Origin of the sequence: Stenotrophomonas sp. STK16_22 (genome assembly GCF_051984505.1) — a bacterium.
Taxonomy (GTDB): Bacteria; Pseudomonadota; Gammaproteobacteria; order Xanthomonadales; family Xanthomonadaceae; genus Stenotrophomonas; species Stenotrophomonas maltophilia_A.
In genome coordinates, this window is record NZ_CP196972.1 from 833,234 (window position 1) to 851,192 (window position 17,959).

At 67.5% G+C, this 17,959-nt stretch carries 17 protein-coding genes and 1 tRNA gene; 11 read left to right on the plus strand and 7 right to left on the minus strand.

The window, feature by feature from the left end:
* Nucleotide 1 precedes the first annotated feature (1 nt).
* Together ACSYAO_RS03740 and ACSYAO_RS03745 are read left to right on the plus strand one after the other, a co-directional pair.
* Entirely contained in the window at nucleotides 2–1,024 is a 1,023-nt protein-coding gene (locus ACSYAO_RS03740) for a M23 family metallopeptidase (protein WP_049463523.1), read from the plus strand.
* Nucleotides 1,025–1,402: 378 nt separating this feature from the next.
* Nucleotides 1,403–3,142 carry a S8 family peptidase gene (locus ACSYAO_RS03745; RefSeq protein WP_004144921.1) on the plus strand — a complete coding sequence of 580 codons (1,740 nt, stop codon included), beginning with the start codon at nucleotides 1,403–1,405 and terminating at the stop codon, nucleotides 3,140–3,142.
* Nucleotides 3,143–3,262: 120 nt separating this feature from the next.
* Here ACSYAO_RS03745 and ACSYAO_RS03750 read toward each other — a convergent pair whose 3' ends face one another.
* From ACSYAO_RS03750 to wrbA, 3 genes are all read right to left on the minus strand, one after another.
* Nucleotides 3,263–3,748, minus strand: coding sequence for an asparaginase domain-containing protein (locus ACSYAO_RS03750; protein ID WP_049463528.1), 486 nt, complete (start codon nucleotides 3,746–3,748; stop codon nucleotides 3,263–3,265).
* Between the two features lie 79 nt (nucleotides 3,749–3,827).
* Nucleotides 3,828–4,163, minus strand: a complete 336-nt coding sequence (locus ACSYAO_RS03755; protein ID WP_032130425.1) for a DUF2069 domain-containing protein — start codon at nucleotides 4,161–4,163, stop codon at nucleotides 3,828–3,830.
* Nucleotides 4,160–4,753, minus strand: coding sequence for an NAD(P)H:quinone oxidoreductase (gene wrbA / locus ACSYAO_RS03760; RefSeq protein WP_049463524.1), 594 nt, complete (start codon nucleotides 4,751–4,753; stop codon nucleotides 4,160–4,162). The genes ACSYAO_RS03755 and wrbA overlap by 4 nt, the downstream gene beginning before the upstream one ends.
* A 77-nt stretch (nucleotides 4,754–4,830) precedes the next feature.
* Between wrbA and ACSYAO_RS03765 the strand changes: the two genes are divergently transcribed.
* Together ACSYAO_RS03765 and ACSYAO_RS03770 are read left to right on the plus strand one after the other, a co-directional pair.
* Complete coding sequence (locus ACSYAO_RS03765; protein ID WP_032130426.1) at nucleotides 4,831–6,105, plus strand: YihY family inner membrane protein; 1,275 nt, start codon at nucleotides 4,831–4,833, stop codon at nucleotides 6,103–6,105.
* Complete coding sequence (locus ACSYAO_RS03770; RefSeq protein ID WP_049463525.1) at nucleotides 6,102–6,674, plus strand: TlpA family protein disulfide reductase; 573 nt, start codon at nucleotides 6,102–6,104, stop codon at nucleotides 6,672–6,674. Before ACSYAO_RS03765 ends, ACSYAO_RS03770 begins: the two co-directional genes overlap by 4 nt.
* Before the next feature lie 575 nt (nucleotides 6,675–7,249).
* Here the strand turns inward: ACSYAO_RS03770 and ppk2 are convergent.
* From ppk2 to hemA, 4 genes are read right to left on the minus strand one after another with little or no spacing between them, the layout of a single operon-like run.
* Nucleotides 7,250–8,032 carry a polyphosphate kinase 2 gene (gene ppk2, locus ACSYAO_RS03775; protein ID WP_049462703.1) on the minus strand — a complete coding sequence of 261 codons (783 nt, stop codon included), beginning with the start codon at nucleotides 8,030–8,032 and terminating at the stop codon, nucleotides 7,250–7,252.
* 46 nt (nucleotides 8,033–8,078) lie between these two features.
* Entirely contained in the window at nucleotides 8,079–9,785 is a 1,707-nt protein-coding gene (locus ACSYAO_RS03780; RefSeq protein ID WP_049462695.1) for an O-linked N-acetylglucosamine transferase, SPINDLY family protein, read from the minus strand.
* 5 nt (nucleotides 9,786–9,790) lie between these two features.
* Complete coding sequence (gene prfA, locus ACSYAO_RS03785; RefSeq protein ID WP_049462696.1) at nucleotides 9,791–10,873, minus strand: peptide chain release factor 1; 1,083 nt, start codon at nucleotides 10,871–10,873, stop codon at nucleotides 9,791–9,793.
* Complete coding sequence (gene hemA, locus ACSYAO_RS03790) at nucleotides 10,851–12,134, minus strand: glutamyl-tRNA reductase (protein WP_010481752.1); 1,284 nt, start codon at nucleotides 12,132–12,134, stop codon at nucleotides 10,851–10,853. Before hemA ends, prfA begins: the two co-directional genes overlap by 23 nt.
* 63 nt (nucleotides 12,135–12,197) lie before the next feature.
* Between hemA and ACSYAO_RS03795 the strand changes: the two genes are divergently transcribed.
* From ACSYAO_RS03795 to pth, 7 genes are all read left to right on the plus strand, one after another.
* A complete protein-coding gene (locus tag ACSYAO_RS03795) occupies nucleotides 12,198–13,883 on the plus strand; it encodes a tetratricopeptide repeat protein (protein WP_177179528.1) in 1,686 nt (561 codons plus the stop codon).
* Nucleotides 13,880–14,539, plus strand: a complete 660-nt coding sequence (gene lolB / locus ACSYAO_RS03800) for a lipoprotein insertase outer membrane protein LolB (protein WP_049462698.1) — start codon at nucleotides 13,880–13,882, stop codon at nucleotides 14,537–14,539. The genes ACSYAO_RS03795 and lolB overlap by 4 nt, the downstream gene beginning before the upstream one ends.
* Nucleotides 14,536–15,405, plus strand: coding sequence for a 4-(cytidine 5'-diphospho)-2-C-methyl-D-erythritol kinase (gene ispE, locus ACSYAO_RS03805; RefSeq protein ID WP_049462699.1), 870 nt, complete (start codon nucleotides 14,536–14,538; stop codon nucleotides 15,403–15,405). Before lolB ends, ispE begins: the two co-directional genes overlap by 4 nt.
* Nucleotides 15,406–15,416: 11 nt before the next feature.
* Nucleotides 15,417–15,493, plus strand: a tRNA-Gln gene (locus tag ACSYAO_RS03810).
* Between the two features lie 140 nt (nucleotides 15,494–15,633).
* On the plus strand, nucleotides 15,634–16,593 hold the full coding sequence (locus tag ACSYAO_RS03815) for a ribose-phosphate diphosphokinase (RefSeq protein ID WP_005415400.1): 960 nt from the start codon (nucleotides 15,634–15,636) through the stop codon (nucleotides 16,591–16,593).
* 109 nt (nucleotides 16,594–16,702) lie between these two features.
* The gene (locus ACSYAO_RS03820; protein ID WP_005415401.1) at nucleotides 16,703–17,320 is read left to right on the plus strand and encodes a 50S ribosomal protein L25/general stress protein Ctc; all 618 of its coding nucleotides are present in this window, start codon (nucleotides 16,703–16,705) and stop codon (nucleotides 17,318–17,320) included.
* 48 nt (nucleotides 17,321–17,368) lie between these two features.
* Nucleotides 17,369–17,947, plus strand: a complete 579-nt coding sequence (gene pth / locus ACSYAO_RS03825) for an aminoacyl-tRNA hydrolase (RefSeq protein ID WP_014036086.1) — start codon at nucleotides 17,369–17,371, stop codon at nucleotides 17,945–17,947.
* Nucleotides 17,948–17,959 lie beyond the last annotated feature (12 nt).

Genomic DNA, 17,959 nt, shown 5'->3' on the forward strand with positions numbered 1-17,959 from the left:
CATGACATTGCTCCCGCGCCTGTTTGCAGTTCTGGTTGTTTCCTTCTCTGCCCTCATCGGCGCGGCTGCGGCTGCAGATCCGCGCCAACAGGGAGCTGCGCTGACCACGCAGTTCTACGAAGGGCACATCGACGCACTGTGGGAACGGATGACGCCGCAGATGCAGGCGGGGCTGCAGTCCCCGCAGAACCTGGTGGCGCTGCGCGAGCAGGTGCTGGCGGGCTGGGGCGCAGAAACCGAGCTGGTCAGTGAGAAGGTCGAGAAGGTTGATGGATTCGACACCTATCTGCGGCAGGCGCGCTTCGCCAGGAGCCCGGACCTGATCCAGGTGCTGTGGGCCATCGATGCCGACGGGCGGATTGGCGGCTTCTACATCCGCCCGCTACAGACCACGCCGCCGCAGGCCGCAGCGAGCGGGTTCCTCGACTACCAGACCCGCACACGGCTGCAACTGCCGTTCGACGATGAGTACTTCGTGTTCTGGGGCGGGCGTACCGTCGAACAGAACTACCATGCGGCCCATGCCGGCCAGCGCTTCGCGCTGGATCTGCTGGTGGTCCGCGATGGCCGGTCGCACCGTGGCGATGGCCTGCGCAACGATGATTACTACTGCTTCGGTCGCCCGATCCTCGCGCCCGCCGACGGCACGGTGGTGGAGGTGATCGAGGGTGTCGCCGACAACGTGCCGGGCCAGATGAATGCCGCCCAGCTCACCGGCAACCGCGTCATCCTCGACCACGGCAACGAGGAATACTCGGTGCTGGCGCACCTGCGCCAGGGCAGTGTGCGTGTGGCGCAGGGACAGGCTGTCCGCAGCGGCGCGCACCTCGGTGACTGTGGCAACAGCGGCAACTCCTCCGAGCCGCACCTGCACTACCAGCTGCAGGCCGGGCCCGTGTTCGGTGTCGGCGAAGCGCTCCCGGCACAGTTCTCCGGTTATGTGGCCGATGACCAGCCAGTTGCACGCGGCGAGCCGGTCAAAGGTCAGCGGATCCGGCCGGCGCGCCTCCCGCAGGCAAAGTAGTCAGCGCGTCCGACGCGATGGGCAGGCACGCCGCGGGCACGCTGCGCCGTCGTTGGTGTCAGCAGTGGACGCCGATGTCGGCAAAGTCATCGCAGGACACGTGATGACCCAGTCAGGTGCGTGCAGGGCAGGAGAAAGTTCCTTCACCTTCACAAACCCTCGACCCGAAAAGTCTCAGAACGAACATTTCATCTTGCTGAAAAGACGCTGAAAATCTTGTGGTGTCCGGTTTTGGTCATTAGCGTCATCTGCACGGCGGATCGTTAGGGGGATCCGCTGGCTCGCCGGACTTCGAACCTCGCCAACGCAAGCCAGCCCAGGGTTCGGGCCGGTGCTTCTGCCGATTCCGGCATTCACACCACAAGAAAGGGAAATACGATGTCCCAGGTAACGCAACCGCGTGTGCGTCGAGTGTGGGTGGTCCTTGGTGCGTCCGTTCTGTCATCGCTGCTGCTGGCCACGCCTGCGCTGGCCGGTGATGTCCAGCTCAGCGGCCTGCAGTCCGCACAGACCCACCAGCGTTTCATCGTGAAGTACCGCGACGGCAGCGCGCCGGTGGCCAACACCACCGCACTGGCCTCTTCGCTGAAGAGTGCCGCCGCCGGCCTGGCCAGCAGCCAGGGCCGCGCGCTGGGCCTGCAGCAGGTCCGCAAGCTGGCCGTCGGCCCGACCCTGGTCAAGACCGATCGTCCGCTCGACCAGGCCGAATCCGAGCAGCTGATGCGCAAGCTGGCCGCCGACCCGAACGTGGAATACGTTGAAGTCGACCAGATCATGCGTGCCACCCTGACCCCGAACGACACCCGCTTCAGCGAGCAATGGGGCTTCGGCACCTCCAATGCCGGCATCAACATCCGGCCGGCCTGGGACAAGGCCACCGGCACCGGTGTGGTCGTGGCGGTGATCGACACCGGCATCACCAACCACGCCGACCTCAATGCCAACATCCTGCCGGGCTACGACTTCATCAGTGATGCGGCGATGGCGCGCGACGGCAACGGCCGCGACAACAACCCGAACGATGAGGGCGACTGGTACGGCGACAACGAGTGCCAGGCGGGCTACCCGGGTTCGAACTCCAGCTGGCACGGTACCCACGTGGCCGGCACGGTAGCGGCGGTGACCAACAACAGCACCGGCGTGGCAGGTACTGCGTTCAACGCCAAGGTCGTGCCGGTGCGCGTGCTCGGCAAGTGCGGCGGTTACACCTCCGACATTGCCGACGCGATCGTGTGGGCGTCCGGCGGCAGCGTCAGCGGCGTGCCGGCCAATGCCAATCCGGCCGAGGTCATCAACCTCTCGCTGGGCGGCGGCGGCAGCTGCTCGACCACCTACCAGAACGCGATCAATGGCGCTGTCGGGCGTGGCACCACCGTGGTGGTCGCCGCCGGCAACAGCAACACCAACGTGTCCTCGTCGGTGCCGGCCAACTGCCCGAACGTGATCGCAGTGGCGGCCACCACCTCGGCCGGTGCACGTGCCAGCTTCTCCAACTATGGCAACGGCATCGATATCTCGGCACCGGGCCAGGGCATCCTGTCCACCCTCAACAGCGGCACCACCACCCCGGGCAGCGCCAGCTACGCTTCGTACAACGGCACCTCGATGGCAGCACCGCACGTGGCCGGCGTGGTCGCGCTGATGCAGTCCGTAGCCCCGAGCCCGCTGAGCCCGGCGCAGGTGGAGAGCATCATCAAGAGCACCGCACGTCCGCTGCCGGGCGCCTGCTCGGGCGGCTGCGGCGCAGGCATCATCGACGCCGACGCGGCCGTGGCTGCGGCGATCAACGGTGGCGGCCCGAACCCGGGTGGCAACGTGCTGCAGAACAACGTTCCGGTGACCGGCCTGGGCGCTGCCAGCGGCGCTTCGCTGAGTTACACCGTGAACGTTCCGGCCGGCAGCACCCAGCTGCGCGTGGCGATCAGTGGCGGCAGCGGTGATGCCGACCTGTACGTGCGCCAGGGCAGTGCCCCGACCGATACCGCCTACACCTGCCGCCCGTACCTGAGCGGCAACAGCGAGACCTGCACCATCAACAGTCCGGCTGCCGGCACGTGGTATGTGCGGGTGAAGGCCTACAGCACCTTCTCGGGCCTGACTCTCAACGCCCAGTACTGAGCCCAAGCCCCTCTCCATGGGCACGCCCCGGCTCCGGCCGGGGCGTTTTTGCATGGGGACGCGCGGTGATGCGAGCCGCCGCGTCGTGGTAGGTGCCGACCTTGGTCGGCACGCTGTTCCTCAGACCGATTCGAAGCGGTTCGCGGCGACGTTCTTGCGCACGTGCTGCGGGTCGAAAATCCGCCCGTTCATCGCGATGTACACGCCGCTCGGCAGCGACTGCACCGCACCGATCGCGCAGCCGATGTTGAACTCCGCATCCGAGCCGCGGAAACGCGCCGGGCTCAGCGCGCCGGTCATCACGATGGTCTTGTCCGCGATCGTCGCCAGCACCTTGCCGGTCTGCACCATCGAATCGGTGCCGTGGGTCACCAGCACGTGGCGGGTCGGCTGTGCGGCGATGGTGGCGCGGATCAGTTCGCGGTCCTCATCGTTGATGTGCAGCGAATCCTTGCGCAGGATCGGAATCACGTTGAAGCGGAACGTCACGCCCAGCTCGCGCAGGATCATGCCGATCTGGGGGTCGCCGATCTGGTAGTCCGACTTGTCGTCGAAGTAGATCTTGTCGATCGTGCCACCGGTGGTGACGACCAGGAGCTCTTCCATCATGTGCATGCGCGAAACCAGGACAGGTACAGCGGCGCGGGGCCAGGAACACAGATGATACGGCCCGGCGGCCGCAGCGTCAGCGTCGCTTGCCGAAGCGGGCGCGCAGCCCGGGGAGGCTGGCGCTGAAGATCACCAGCAGGGCCAGCGCGATCTCGATCAGCGCCAGCCAGCGTGTTTCCGGGTGGCTCCAGGCACTCATCACCCCGTGGCTGAACCAGCCCAGGGCCAGCACCGAGGCCCAGAAACCGGCCTTGCGCCAGCCCAGTCGCAGGGCAACGGCCAACGCCAGCGGCGGCGCGGTGAACACCAGCTGGGTGGCCAGCCAGTGTTTGTCATTGATGAACCAGCCGGCGAACAGCGCGGCCAGCCCCATCAGGGCCAGCAGCAGGACCGTGCGCGGCGCCGCGCTCATCGGGCCAACCGCTGTGCGATGTCGGCCACCCGGCGGCCCAGCGCGCGCGCCAGCACGGCTTCATCGTCGGTCGGCTGCGGGTCGTCGGCTGCACCGGCCACATGGCTGGCGCCATACGGCGTGCCGCCACTGGTGGTGTGGCTCAGCGCCGGCTCGGTGAACGGGATGCCGACGATCACGCAGCCATGGTGCAGCAGCGGCACCTGCATCGACAGCAGGGTCGATTCCTGGCCGCCATGCATCGAGGCGGTGGAGGTGAACACGGCGGCCGGCTTGCCGGAGAGGGTGCCGTTGACCCATTCGGCGCCCAGCCCGTCCAGGAAGTGCTTGACCGGCGCCGCCATGTTGCCGAAGCGGGTCGGGCTGCCGAGCAGCAGACCCTGGCATTCGACCAGGTCCTGCACGCTCACGTAGGGGGCACCATCGTCGGGGACCGGCGGCTGTGCGGTCTGGGTCACGGCGGCCACCGGCGGCACTGTGCGCAGGCGCGCGGTCATGCCCGGCACTTCGCCGATGCCCCGCGCGATCTGGCGCGCCAGCCGTGCCACTGAACCGCCCCGGCTGTAGTACAGCACCAGAATCTCGCCCATCGTGCCCGCTTCTCCTCGTCGTGTGGCCACCAGTATGGCTATCCTGCGAGCATTCCGCATCGGGTACCCTTTCGCCGATGGAACCTTTGGATACGCTCAACCTGTGGATGGAGCGCGCGCGGGATCGCGCACGGGCCATCAGTTTCGGCCGCTTCCTGTGGCATCGCTTCCTCGACGACCGCCTGTTCCAGGCGGCGGCGGCGCTCGCGTACACCACGGTGTTCGCGCTGGTGCCGCTGGCCATCGTGGTGTTCGGCGTGCTCTCGGCCTTCCCTGTCTTCGACCGCTGGAGCGACCAGCTCAGCGATTACGTCTTCTCCAACTTCGTGCCCAACGCCGCGCGTGCGGCCGAAGGCTACCTGCGGCAGTTCTCGGCCAGTGCCGGGCAGCTCACGGCTGCCGGCTTCATCGCACTGGTGGTCTCGTTGCTGATCACCCTCAACAGCGTTGAAGAGACCTTCAACCAGATCTGGCGGGTCGGCTCGACCCGGCCCAAGCTGACCCGCTTCCTGGTCTACTGGACCGTGCTGACCCTGGGCGCAATGCTCGCTGCCGCTTCGCTGGCGGTGTCGGCGCGGGTGTTCGCGATGCCACTGTTCGGCACCCAGGAGGGCCGCTGGCTGGCCGAGTTCGCGCTGCGGCTGGCGCCGATCCTGATCGAGTTCGTCTGCATCACGCTGATGTTCCGGGTGGTGCCGCACCACACCGTGAAATGGCGGCACGCGGTGCCCGGCGCGATTCTCGCGGCGGTCATCCTGGAACTGGTGAAATGGGGCATCGGCGCCTACCTGGGCAGCTTCCAGTCCTACCAGAAGCTCTACGGCACGGTCGCCTTCGTGCCGATCCTGCTGCTGTGGATCTACCTATGCTGGGTGGCGGTGCTGCTGGGCGCGTCGCTGTCCTCGTCGATGGCCGCCTTCCGCTACCAGCCGGTGGAACTGCGCCTGCCGCAGGGCTACGAGTTCTATGGCCTGCTGCGCCTGCTCGGCCGCTTCCACCATGCCCGAGCCAAGGGCAAGGGCCTGGCCGATGATGAAATCCTGCGGCTGGAGCCGATGCTGACCGATTCGCTGCTGCAGGACCTGGCCTGTAACCTGCAGGAGATCGGCCTGCTGCGCCGCGATGAACGTGGCGAATGGCTGCTCTCGCGCGACCTGGACCAGGTCAGCTTGGCCGATCTGTACGAATGTACCCAGTTGCGCATTCCGGTAGCCGAGCAGCATCTGCCATACCGCGACGACACACTGGGCCGTGCTGCGCTGGCGGCACTGGACGATCTGCGGCTGCCCCTGCGCGAACGCCTCAAGCGCAAGGTCAGCGATATCTACACCGATTCCGGAGACATGCCATGACCCGCAAGACCCCGTTGCTGCTGCTTCCGCTGGCCCTGCTGCTGGCGCTGTCGGCCTGCAAGCCGGCGCAGGAGCCGACCCCCGCCAGCAGCCAGCCGCCGGCACAGGCTCCGACGCCGACCACACCGGCACCGGTCGAAGAGACCCCGGCCGAGCGCACCACTGCCGAGTTCCCCACGCTGAGGATGAAGGCGGTGGATGGCAGCGACTACGACCTGGCGGCGCACCGCGGCAAGTGGGTGATCGTGAATTTCTGGGCGACCTGGTGTGCCCCGTGCCGCAAGGAGATGCCGGAGCTGTCGGCGCTGCATGCGATGCGCAGCAACATCGAGGTGGTTGGCCTGGCCTATGAGGATATTGAGGTGCCGGAGATGCAGTCGTTCCTGACCAAGCATCCGGTGACCTATCCGATCGTGATCGTGGACCCGTTCGATCCGCCGGCGGACTTCGCCACGCCGCGAGGCCTGCCGTTGACGCATCTGCTGGATCCGCAGGGCAAGCTGGCGCACACCTTCCTCGGCCCGGTGACGGCCGCCGACATCGAAAAGCAGATCGCTGCTGCCAAGTAATGGGGTTGGGCGGCAGGGCCTGCGGCCCTGCACCCGCGGTAGTGCCGGCCGCTGGCCGGCAACCCCAGCAACAGCAAAAGCAACAGCCCAAGCGGGGTTTCCTGTGGGTAGGCGGGGTGGGTCCGGTGGCGGGGGGCGCTGCAAGTACGTCCATGTAAGCTCGGTCGCCGCATCCATGCGGCTCACGCCCCCGCCACCGGACCCACCCCGCCTTCGACAGTTCTCCGCGATCTGTCGGAATGCATGGCCTGCTCTTGGTGGGTGTCGACCTTGGTCGACACGTAGATCCACGCCATGCGTGGATGCTCTTCGTTCAATTGTCGAAATAATCGATTTCAATGGAGATTCATCCACGCATGGCGTGGATCTACCTCCGTCACCGGAAATCCGTCGGGAATGGGGCGGTGTGGGTTGGCAGGACCGTTGGCGCCATGGATGGCGCCATCGAGCCCCCATGGATGGGTTTACGGCGTGTCCTGCCAACCCACACCACCCCAGCCAACAAGCAAAACTCCCAGAGCCGGCTGTTGTCGTTGCCTCTGCAGGTGCAGGGCCGCAGGCCCTGCCGACCCACCCTAATCCTCGACCGGGAAGTCCTCGATCGGCTTCAGCACATCATAGTGCTCGCGATGCAGCTTGCCCTTCAGCTTCGGCAGCTCCGGCAACGGTGCATCCACCCGCGTGTCCGGCAACCGGTCCAGCAGGTTGCGCACCAGCGTCAGCCGACCCAACCGCTGGTCGTTGAAATCCACCAGCGTCCACGGCGCCGCCTCGCGATGCGTCGCGCGCAGCATCGCCTCGCGGGCCTCGGTGTAGGCGCTGTACTTGCTGCGGGATTTCAGGTCCACCGGGGAGAGCTTCCAGCCCTTCAGCGGATCGAGGTGGCGCTCGGCGAAGCGTTTTTCCTGCTGTTCCTGATCCACGCACAGCCAGTACTTGAACAGCAGGATGCCGTCGTCCACCAGCAGTTGCTCGAATACCGGCGCCTGATGCAGGAACTGCTGGTACTCGGTTTCGCTGCAGTAGCCCATCACCCGCTCCACGCCGGCACGGTTGTACCAGCTGCGGTCCATCAGCACGATCTCGCCGGCGGCCGGAAGATGCGAGGCATAGCGCTGGAAATACCACTGGGTGGCTTCGCGGTCGGTGGGCCTGGGCAGTGCCACCACCCGGCATTGACGCGGGTTGAGGTGCTGGCTGATGGCCTGGATCGCGCCGCCTTTGCCTGCGGTATCACGGCCTTCGAACAGCACCAGCAGGCGTTGCCCGCTGTGCTGCACCCAGCGCGCCATCGCGGTCAGTTCCAGCTGCAGCGGCAGCAGCAGTTCGTCGTAGTCCTTGCGCTTGAGCTTGGCCATCATCACACCACGCGGGGAGGGAGCCCGAGCGTAGCGCAGGGATCGCTCAGGCGATGTCGAGGCCCTGCCAGCCATGCTCGCCGGCCAGTCGCTGCAGCAGCGCCGACAGGTCGCGGGCGAAGCTGGCCATGTCGAACAATCCACTGCGCTCGCGTGCCTGCGCCAGCTCGGCGTGCAACGCTGCCAGTGCTGCCGGGTCGTTGCCCAGCGCGCTGGCGGTGGCGATGAATGCCGCATCGTCGGCGACATTCATCCGTGCCAGCCCCAGATGGTGATTGAGGCTGCCGGCCACGCGCGCGGCGAAGGTGTCGCCGGGGCAGGTCAGCACCGGGCAGCCGGCCCATAGTGCGTCGGACGCGGTGGTGTGCGCGTTGTACGGATGCGTGTCGAGGAACAGGTCGGCCAGCGGATAGCGAGCCAGGTACTGCGGATGTGGCAGCTTGGCCATGAACACCAGGCGTGCCGGATCCAGGCCAGCGGCCTGTGCGGCGCTGCGCAGGCGCGCGTCGGCCTGGCCGGGACCGGACAGCAGCCACAGCACGCTGCCGGGCACCGCCTGCAGCACCGCGAAGGCGCGGCCCATGCTGCGTGGATTGAGCTTGTAGCTGTTGTTGAAGCAGCAGAACACCACGCCCTGTTCGGGCAGGCCGCACTCGGCCCGGGACGGTGCCAGTTCCAGCAAGCGGGTGTTGTCCGAGGGCTGGAACGCACGCGGCAGGCGCAGTACGCGCTCGCTGTAGTGGGGTTCCAGTGACGGCGGCAGAACGAAGCTGTCGCCGATCACCGCATCCATCCACGGCGCACCGGACGTGCCGGGATAGGCCAGCCAGTTCAACTGCAGCGGGGCAGGGCGCATCGCCAGCACTTCCGGCGTACCGCCGCCGCCCCAGCCGCGCAGGTCGAACAGCAGGTCGATGCCCTGTGCGCGGATGCGTGCAGCAGTGTCTGCATGGCGCAGCGCGGCCACATCATGCAGCTGCGTGGCCACCTGCAGGCGCTGGCGGATGCGGCTGCCGTCATCGTGGTTCAACGCGAACAGGTGCAGCTGCAACGCCGGGTCATGACGCAACTGCTCGAACAGGGCCACGGTCAACAATCCGGTGGGATGGGCGCCGAAACCATTGGAAAGGAAGCCGACCCGCAGCGGGCCCTGGGAACGCACCTTCACTGGCGGCAACGGCCGCACAGAAGCGGCAACGGCGGATGCACGGGCACGCGCGCAGGCCAACTGCTCGGCTGCGCTGGCATCTTCGCTGAGGAACGCGAACGGTTCGACCACGCCCTGCCCAGAGGCAAGTGCACCACGTACCTGTGCCGCCAGCACGTCCACGTCCTGCCAGTCGCACAGGCGACGCTGCCAGGCCAGGCGCTGGGCGGCGATATAGGGTTCGCCCGGCATCAGTGCATGCGCACGGCGATAGGCTGCCGCCGCGCCTTCGGCATCATCGGCATCTTCCAGCGCATGGCCCAGCCACAGGGCAATGCCCGGGTGCTGCGGGGCCAACGCCGAGGCCTGGCCGAGCAGTTTCGCCGCATCGGCATGCGCGCCGGCCATCCAGGCCACGCGGCCCAGCCGCGCCAGCGCTTCAGGGTGGTTCGGGCGCAGCTGCAGTGCACGGCGCGCGGCCTGCTCGCCGGCGGCTATGTCGCCGGCTTCCAGTTCCAGGTCCGCCAGCATCACCCAGGCGACGAAGTCGCCCGGCTGGCGTGCAATCGCCTGTTGCAGGTGCTGCCGCTGCTGCCAGGCCGACATGCGACTCAGCCCGCCGACAACTGGGCCAGGGCGTCGACCTGGTGCTCGTGGCTGAGCCGCTGCAGCAGCGGGTCGAGGTCGCCGGCCAGCACGTTGGGCAGGTCGTACAGGGTCAGGCCTTCCACGCGGTGGTCGGTGATCCGGCCCTGCGGGAAGTTGTAGGTGCGGATGCGTTGGCTGCGGTCACCGCTGCCCACCTGCAGGCGCCGCGACTCGGCCTGCGCCGCGTCCTGGCGCTGGCGCTCGGCATCGAGCAGCTGTGCCTTCAGGCGCTTCATCGCCTTGTCGCGGTTGGCGTGCTGGCTGCGCTCGGTCTGGCATTCCACCACCACGCCGGTCGGCACGTGGGTGATGCGGATGGCCGATTCGGTCTTGTTGACGTGCTGGCCGCCGGCACCGGACGAACGAAACGTATCCACCTTCAGGTCGGCCGGGTTGATGACGATGTCATCAACCTCATCGGCCTCGGGAATGATCGCCACGGTGGCCGCCGAGGTATGGATGCGGCCCTGCGATTCGGTGGCCGGCACGCGCTGCACGCGGTGCGTGCCCGATTCGAACTTCAGGCGCGAGAACGCGCCACGCCCGACCACGCGCGCCACCACTTCCTTGAAGCCGCCATGCTCGCCCGGGCTGTCCGATTCGATCTCGACCTTCCAGCCCTGGCGCTCGGCGTAGCGGGCGTACATGCGGAACAGGTCGCCAGCAAAGATCGCGGCCTCGTCGCCGCCGGTACCGGCGCGCACTTCCAGGAACAGGTTGCCTTCGTCACGCGGGTCGCGCGGCACCAGCAGCAGCGCCAGCTCCTGCTCCAGTTCCTGCAGGCGCGCCTGTGCAGCAGCGATTTCCTCATCGGCCAGCTCGCGCAGGTCCGGGTCGGCGCGCATGCCTTCGGCGGCGGCCAGATCGGCCTTGGCACGGGCTTCATCGGCCAGGGCGATGGCGATCGGTTCAAGTTGGGCGAATTCGCGCGAAAGGTCGCGGAAACGAGTGTTGTCGGCGACCACATCGGGTTCGGCGAGCAGGCGTTCCAGTTCTTCGCGGCGCTCGGCCAGCGCTTCCAGCTTACGGCGCAGGGTCGGCGTCATCGGGTCTCACGGGTGGGTGGCGGTAACCCGGCGTGGCCGGGAACAGGCGCTCGGCGGCGCGGGTCAGGTCGGCATCGCCACTCAGCGCGGCCGCACGCAGGGCGGCGGTCGGCGGATGCAGCAGGCGGTTGGTCAGGCCGTGGGCAAGCAGCTCCAGCACTTCGTCGGCCGGCTTGCCGTTGGCCAGTTGCTGGCGTGCGCGCTCCAGCAGCTCGGCACGGGTGGCTTCGCCGAACGCGCGCAGCTGTCGCAGCGGCGCCTGGTGGGCACTGGCCTGCTGGGTCTCGACGAAGCGCGACACCTGAAGGTCGATGATCGCTTCGGCCTCGGCGGCCGCTTCGCGGCGACCACGGCGGTTGTCTTCCACCGCGCGTTCGAGATCGTCCACGGTGTAGAGGAAGGCGTCGTTGAGCGTGCCGACCTCGGCCTCGATGTCGCGCGGTACGGCCAGGTCGAACAGCAGCATCGGCTTGTGCCGGCGCGCGCGCAGGGCCTTGGCCACCATTTCGCGATGGATCACCGGTTCGCGCGCAGCGGTGGCCGAGAACACCACGTCGGCCTCACCCAGGTGGCGGTCCAGTTCGGTCAGCGGCAGCGCCACGCCACCATGTCGGCTGGCCAGTTCCTGCGCGTGGGCGAGGGTGCGGTTGGCGATCAGCAGCCGGCGTACCTTGCCTTCGCTCAGGTGCCGTGCAGCCAGTTCGATGGTCTCGCCGGCACCGACCAGCAGTACGGTGGAATCGTCCAGCCGCGCGAACGCGTTCTGCGCCAGGCGCACCGCAGCCGACGCCACCGATACCGGGTTGGCGCCGACCTGGGTATCGGTGCGCGCACGCTTGGCCACCGAGAAGGTCTGCTGGAACAGGCGGTCCAGGCGTTGGCCGAGCAGGCCATGGTCGCGCGCGGTCGACCAGGCATCCTTCACCTGGCCGAGGATCTGCGGTTCACCCAGCACCATCGAGTCCAGCCCGGTGGCGACCCGGAACAGGTGGCGCACGGCCTCGGCGTCAGCGTGCTGGTACAGGTAGCCCTGCAGGTCGCCGGCCTGGGTGTGCAGCCACTGGTCCAGCGCCTGTGCCGAATCGGCCACGGCGTACAGCTCGGTGCGGTTGCAGGTGGACAGCAGCACCGCCTCGGCGATCTGCGGAGTATCGCGCAGCGAACCGAGCGCGCGCGGCAACGCCTCACCGGCGAAGGCCGCGCGCTCGCGCAGCTCCACCGGTGCGGTCTGGTGATTCAGTCCGAGCACCCACAGGGTCATTGTTCAGTTGCTTGCGATAAGCTGCTGGCCATTGGACGACATTTTAAGGCCCCGATGCCGACGATGCCCGCATTGATTCGCATCCCCAGTGTTCTGCTGCTGTCCCTGGCCTGCAGCCAGGCCCTGGCGGCGGTGCCGGCCAAGGCCCCCGTGCGGGCTGCGGCCACTGAGGAACTGGCGCTGGAACCGGTGATGGCCGGTGAGTTCGCCCTGCAGGCCGGCAAGCTGGCCGAGGCCGCGCGCTGGTACCTGCAGGCGGCCCAGCAGACCGACGGCGACGCCGGCCTGGCCGAGCGCGCGACCCGCATTTCCATGCTCGCCAACGATGATGCCAGCGCCGCCAAGGGCCTGGCCCTGTGGCAGCAGCGCGCCCCGCGTTCGTTGACCATGCGCAGTGCGGCCGGTGCACTGGCCATGCGCCAGGGCGATGTGAAGGCGGCCCGCACCGAACTGCAGGGCCTGCTGGCCGACCCCGACGAGCGCGGCTGGAAGTTCGCCCTGGCCGCACTGATCGGTGGCGGCCGTGATCCGGCGGTGCCCGCGCAGGTGCTGGGTGAGCTGGTCGACGCCAATGCCATTCCGCCGAAGATCGAAGCCTGGCAGGAGTTTGGCCGCCTTGCCCTGCGCATGGAAAAGCCCGAGCTGGCCCGGCGCATGATCGATGAAGTGGTCAAGCGCTTCCCGGAAGAGCCACGTGTGGCGCTGCTGCGTGCCAGCCAGCTGCAACAGGCGGGCGAGACCGGCAAGGCGTTGTCGCTGCTGCACGATGTGGAGCCGAAGACCCGCCAGGACCCGGAGCTGCGCAATGCGGTGGCCATTGCCTATGACAGTCTCGGCCAGCCGTCCGCCGCCGAGCGCGTGCTGGCGTTCGGCCCGCAGGACGTGCAGACCTGGGGCATGCGCGCCTCGCTGCTGGCCAAGCAGGGCGACAAGGCCGCGCTTTCCAATCTCTACAACGAACTGTCGCGGCAGGCGGCCAAGCCGGACCCGGCGCAGCGCCTGCTGCTGGGCAAGATCGCCGAGTACCTGAAGCGTTATCCCGAGGCGGTGCAGTGGTACCACAGCGTGCCCGGTGGCGATGAGCTGAGCGAAGCGCGCCTGCGCGCAGCCAATGCCCAGGCCCTGGCCGGGCGCCTGCCGCTGGCGCTGGAAGAAGTGCATGCGATCCAGTCCGATGCTGTGGTCGACGACGATGTGCGCCGCGACGCCTACCTGCTGGAAGCCGAACTGCGCCAGCGCGCCGACGACAGCGCCGGTGAACTGGATGCGCTGGCCCGCGGCCTGGCCGCTTACCCGGATGACAACGGCCTGCTGTACGCCCGTGCGCTCACCTGGGAACGCCGCGACGACATCCCGCGCGCCGAGGCGGATCTGCGCAAGATCCTGGTGACCGAGCCGGAGAACGTGCCGGCTTTGAACGCGCTGGGTTACACCCTGGCCGATCGCACCGGCCGCCTGCAGGAAGCACTGGAGCTGATCGACCGCGCCCGCGTGGCCGAACCGGACAACGCCGCCATCGTCGACAGCTACGGCTGGGTGCTGTATCGCCTGGGCCGCAAGGAAGAGGCACTGGTGCAGCTGCGCCGGGCCTGGACCCTGGCCAAGGACCCGGAGATCGCTTCGCACGTTGGCGAAGTGCTATGGGTGCTGGGCAAGCACGATGAGGCCCGTCATTTCTTCGAGGAAGCGGCCAGGCTCGACCCTGAAAACCGCGCGCTGCTGCGCGCCCGCGAGAAATTCAATCCATGAGTGTTTCCCTGATCCGGCCGCTGCTGTTGGCGGCCGCGACCCTGGCGGTCAGCGCCTGCACCAGCGTGGGCACGCAGAAGATCCCGGCGCCGGCGGTGGTCGAGATCGTTTCGGCCGAAGCGGCGCAGGCCGAGGCCGCACGCGTGGCCGCGCTGCAGGCACAGCCGGACTGGGCCTTCCAGGGCCGGGTCGCGGTCAGCAAGGGCAAGGACGGTGGCAGCGGTCGCATCGACTGGAAGCAGGAAGGGCGCCGTTATGTGGTCGAGCTGAGCGCGCCGGTGACCCGGCAGAGCTGGAAGCTGACCGGCGATACCCATTCCGAAGCTGGCCGCCTGGAAGGGCTGGCCGGCGGTCCGCGCGATGGCGAGGACGCCCAGCAGCTGCTGCTGGAGGCGACCGGCTGGGACATTCCGGTCAACCAGCTGCCGGAGTGGATCCGTGGCCTGGTGGTCGGCGACGCCGCTGGCCCGGAAAAGGTCGAGCGCGACGGTGAAGGCCGGCCGCGTCGCATGCAGCAGATGGGCTGGCAGGTGCAGTACCTGGACTGGTACCCGGCCGAGGCCGGGCACCAGGCGTTGCCGCGCCGGATCGAAGCCAGCAATGGCGACGCCAAGGTACGCCTGCTGGTGGACCAGTGGGGGCAGGGCGCGCCATGAGCGGGGCAGTCGACGACGCGGGCTGGTCCTGGTGGCCGGCCCCGGCCAAGCTGAACCTGTTCCTGCACATCACCGGCCGCCGCGCCGACGGTTATCACGAGCTGCAGACCGTGTTCCGGCTGCTGGACTGGGGCGACCGCATCGGCCTGCGCCTGCGTGAAGACGGCCAGGTGCGCCGGCAGGGCGAGGGGCTGGCTGGCGTGGCCGAGGCCGATGATCTGGCGGTGCGTGCCGCGCGATTGCTCAAAGAAGTGGCAAATGTCGCGCAAGGTGCTGACATCGTCGTTGAAAAGCATGTATCTGCCGGTGGTGGCTTCGGCGGCGGTTCGTCCGATGCCGCCACCGTGCTGGTGGTGCTGAACCGCCTGTGGCGGGCCGGTCTGGACGAGGACGCGCTTGCCGCGCTGGGCCTGCGCCTGGGGGCGGACGTGCCGGTGTTCGTGCGCGGGCGCAATGCCTGGGCCGAAGGGGTGGGCGAGCGCCTGCAGCCGATCGCGCTGGAACCGGCCTGGTATGTGGTGGTTGAACCGGGCGTTCATGTTCCCACCCCGGCCCTGTTCGCAGACCCGGATTTGACGCGCGACAGCCCAGTGGCGAAAATAGAGGACTTCGCTTCCGGAACCCTGGTCGGGAACGCGTTCGAACCGGTGCTGCGCCGCCGTGAGCCTGCCGTCGAGGCAGCGTTCGCCGCGTTGAGCGATATCGGCACGGCGCGGCTGACCGGTTCGGGAAGTGGTTGTTTCGTCGAGTTCGCATCGCAGTCTGCCGCAGAGCAGGGACGGTCGAAGTTGCCGAAGGAGTTGCGGGCAAGGGTGGCAGCGGGCGTTGCGCGTTCGCCACTGCTGGATGCACTCGAGCAACACTGATTTATCAATGCAGGGGCGTCGCCAAGAGGCCCAAGGCACCAGGTTTTGATCCTGGCATTCGTAGGTTCGAATCCTACCGCCCCTGCCAATAGCGGCTGTGTCCGCGCCTTCCAGCGCATCGCCCGCGCGGGACGTGGAAACAACCGCGGTGTTGTCAGCAGCAAGGGTCCATCGGGGTCCTTGCCGACTCCGGATCCCCGCCACTCGTCCCCGCCCGAGACAATCATGATGCAAGAGTCCCCGAACCTGCTGGTCTTTTCCGGCAACGCCAACAAACGTCTGGCGCAGAACATCTGCAAGGAACTGGGGGTTCGCCCGGGCAAGGCGCTGGTCTCGCACTTCTCCGATGGTGAAGTGCAGGTGGAGATCGAAGAGAACGTCCGCAAGCAGGACGTGTTCGTGATCCAGCCGACCTGCGCGCCGAGCGCGGAAAACCTGATGGAACTGCTGGTGCTGATCGACGCGCTCAAGCGCGCATCGGTGGCCAGCGTGACCGCCGTGGTGCCGTACTTCGGTTACTCGCGGCAGGATCGCCGCATGCGTTCCTCGCGCGTGCCGATCACCGCCAAGCTGGCGGCGAAGATGTTCAGCACCGCTGGCGCTGATCGCGTGCTGACCGTCGACCTGCACGCCGACCAGATCCAGGGCTTCTTCGATATTCCGGTGGACAACGTGTATGCGTCCCCGCTGCTGCTGGCCGACATCTGGCGCGCCTACGGCACCGAGAACCTGATTGTTGTCTCGCCGGACGTGGGCGGCGTGGTCCGCGCCCGTGCGGTGGCCAAGCGCCTGGATGACGCCGACCTGGCGATCATCGACAAGCGCCGCCCGCGCGCCAACGTCTCCACCGTGATGAACATCATCGGTGACGTCGAAGGCAAGACCTGCGTGATGGTCGATGACATCGTCGACACCGCCGGCACCCTGTGCGCCGCTGCTGCTGCCCTGAAGGCGCGCGGTGCGCTCAAGGTCGCTGCCTACTGCACCCATGCGGTGCTGTCGGGCCCGGCGGTGGACAACATCACCAATTCCCAGCTCGACGAGCTGGTGGTGACCGACACCATCCCGCTGAAGGACGCGGCGCGGGTGTGCAGCAAGATCCGCCAGCTGAGCGTGGCGGAAATGCTGGCCGAAACGATGCGCCGCATCGCCTTCGGCGAGTCGGTCAGCTCGCTGTACGTCGACTGAGTTCTTCGCCCCTGCCGGCAACGGCGGGGGCATACCCGGATGCTTCTGGTCGCGGAAGCATCTTCAACCGCCACGCCGCAGGGCGCGGCAACAACCTGAGTAGTCGAAAATGTCGAAGACCCATGAAATCAAGGTCACCAAGCGTGAACTGCAGCGTAAGGGTGCGAGCCGCCGCCTGCGTCACGCCGGTGTGATCCCGGCCATCGTGTACGGCGGCAACGCCGAGCCGGTCGCCATCAGCCTGGACCACAACGAAATCTGGCTGGCCCAGCAGAACGAGTGGTTCTATGCCTCGATCCTGGACCTGAACCTGGATGGCCAGGTGCAGAAGGTCCTGCTGCGTGACATGCAGCGCCACCCGTACAAGCAGCTGATCATGCACCTGGACTTCCAGCGCGTGAACGAGAACGAAGCCCTGACCGCTTCGGTCCCGCTGCACTTTGTCAACGAAGACACCTCGCCGGCCGGCAAGGCTGCCGACGTCGTGGTCACCCACGAACTGAAGGAAGTGACCATCACCTGCCTGCCGAAGGACCTGCCGGAGTCGATCGAAGTCGACCTGGGCGAGCTGAAGGCCGGTGACGTGGTGTACCTGTCCGACATCAAGCTGCCGAAGGGCGTGGAAATCCCGGCCCTGGCGCTGGGCAAGGACCACGACGACGCCATCGTCACCGCTAAGGCCGGCAAGGCCGACGCGGCTGACGAAGAAGCGGCTGCCGCCGAGTAATACCGCTACGGTGCCTGCCTCCGGGCAGGCACCGTATTGGAAGGAACCATGGCAGGACTGCGACTGATCGTCGGTCTGGGCAACCCCGGATCGGAACACGCCCGGACCCGGCACAATGCCGGGTTTCATTTCGTTGAGGCCCTGGCGGAAAAAGCCGGTGCACGATGGAATGTGGACAGCAAGCTGTTCGGTGAGACCGCCAAGGTCGAGATCGCCGGGCAGACGGTGTGGCTGCTCAAGCCCGCCACCTTCATGAACCTCAGCGGCAAGTCGGTCACCGCCGCACAGCGGTTCTGGAAGATCGAGCCGGAAGAAACCCTGCTGGCCCACGACGAACTGGACCTGGCGCCCGGCGTGGCGCGGCTGAAGTTCGACGGTGGCCACGGTGGCCAGAACGGCCTGCGCGACACCATCCGCCTGCTCGGCCACGGCAAGTTCCATCGCCTGCGCGTGGGTATCGGCCATCCTGGCCACAAGGACCGCGTGGTGGGTTGGGTGCTGGGACGCCCTTCCAAGGATGATGACGTACTGATTTCGCGCGCCATCGACGATGCCATCGACGTGCTGCCGCTGGCAGTGCAGGGCGACTTCAGCGAAGCGATGAAGCGGCTTCATACCCCGAAATAGCCCGCTTTCGGT

Excerpts from the sequence above, each read along its gene's own strand:
- prfA (WP_049462696.1), bottom strand. The coding sequence starts at position 10,873 with ATGACGCCGACCCTGCGCCGTAAGCTGGAAGCGCTGGCCGAGCGCCGC.
- ppk2 (WP_049462703.1), bottom strand. The coding sequence starts at position 8,032 with ATGGCCAAGCTCAAGCGCAAGGACTACGACGAACTGCTGCTGCCGCTG.
- ACSYAO_RS03795 (WP_177179528.1), top strand. The coding sequence starts at position 12,198 with ATGCCCGCATTGATTCGCATCCCCAGTGTTCTGCTGCTGTCCCTGGCC.
- ACSYAO_RS03770 (WP_049463525.1), top strand. The coding sequence starts at position 6,102 with ATGACCCGCAAGACCCCGTTGCTGCTGCTTCCGCTGGCCCTGCTGCTG.
- ACSYAO_RS03820 (WP_005415401.1), top strand. The coding sequence starts at position 16,703 with ATGTCGAAGACCCATGAAATCAAGGTCACCAAGCGTGAACTGCAGCGT.
- ACSYAO_RS03750 (WP_049463528.1), bottom strand. The coding sequence starts at position 3,748 with ATGGAAGAGCTCCTGGTCGTCACCACCGGTGGCACGATCGACAAGATC.
- ispE (WP_049462699.1), top strand. The coding sequence starts at position 14,536 with ATGAGCGGGGCAGTCGACGACGCGGGCTGGTCCTGGTGGCCGGCCCCG.
- ACSYAO_RS03815 (WP_005415400.1), top strand. The coding sequence starts at position 15,634 with ATGCAAGAGTCCCCGAACCTGCTGGTCTTTTCCGGCAACGCCAACAAA.
- wrbA (WP_049463524.1), bottom strand. The coding sequence starts at position 4,753 with ATGGGCGAGATTCTGGTGCTGTACTACAGCCGGGGCGGTTCAGTGGCA.
- ACSYAO_RS03740 (WP_049463523.1), top strand. The coding sequence starts at position 2 with ATGACATTGCTCCCGCGCCTGTTTGCAGTTCTGGTTGTTTCCTTCTCT.
- lolB (WP_049462698.1), top strand. The coding sequence starts at position 13,880 with ATGAGTGTTTCCCTGATCCGGCCGCTGCTGTTGGCGGCCGCGACCCTG.
- ACSYAO_RS03745 (WP_004144921.1), top strand. The coding sequence starts at position 1,403 with ATGTCCCAGGTAACGCAACCGCGTGTGCGTCGAGTGTGGGTGGTCCTT.
- pth (WP_014036086.1), top strand. The coding sequence starts at position 17,369 with ATGGCAGGACTGCGACTGATCGTCGGTCTGGGCAACCCCGGATCGGAA.
- ACSYAO_RS03780 (WP_049462695.1), bottom strand. The coding sequence starts at position 9,785 with ATGTCGGCCTGGCAGCAGCGGCAGCACCTGCAACAGGCGATTGCACGC.
- ACSYAO_RS03765 (WP_032130426.1), top strand. The coding sequence starts at position 4,831 with ATGGAACCTTTGGATACGCTCAACCTGTGGATGGAGCGCGCGCGGGAT.
- ACSYAO_RS03755 (WP_032130425.1), bottom strand. The coding sequence starts at position 4,163 with ATGAGCGCGGCGCCGCGCACGGTCCTGCTGCTGGCCCTGATGGGGCTG.
- hemA (WP_010481752.1), bottom strand. The coding sequence starts at position 12,134 with ATGACCCTGTGGGTGCTCGGACTGAATCACCAGACCGCACCGGTGGAG.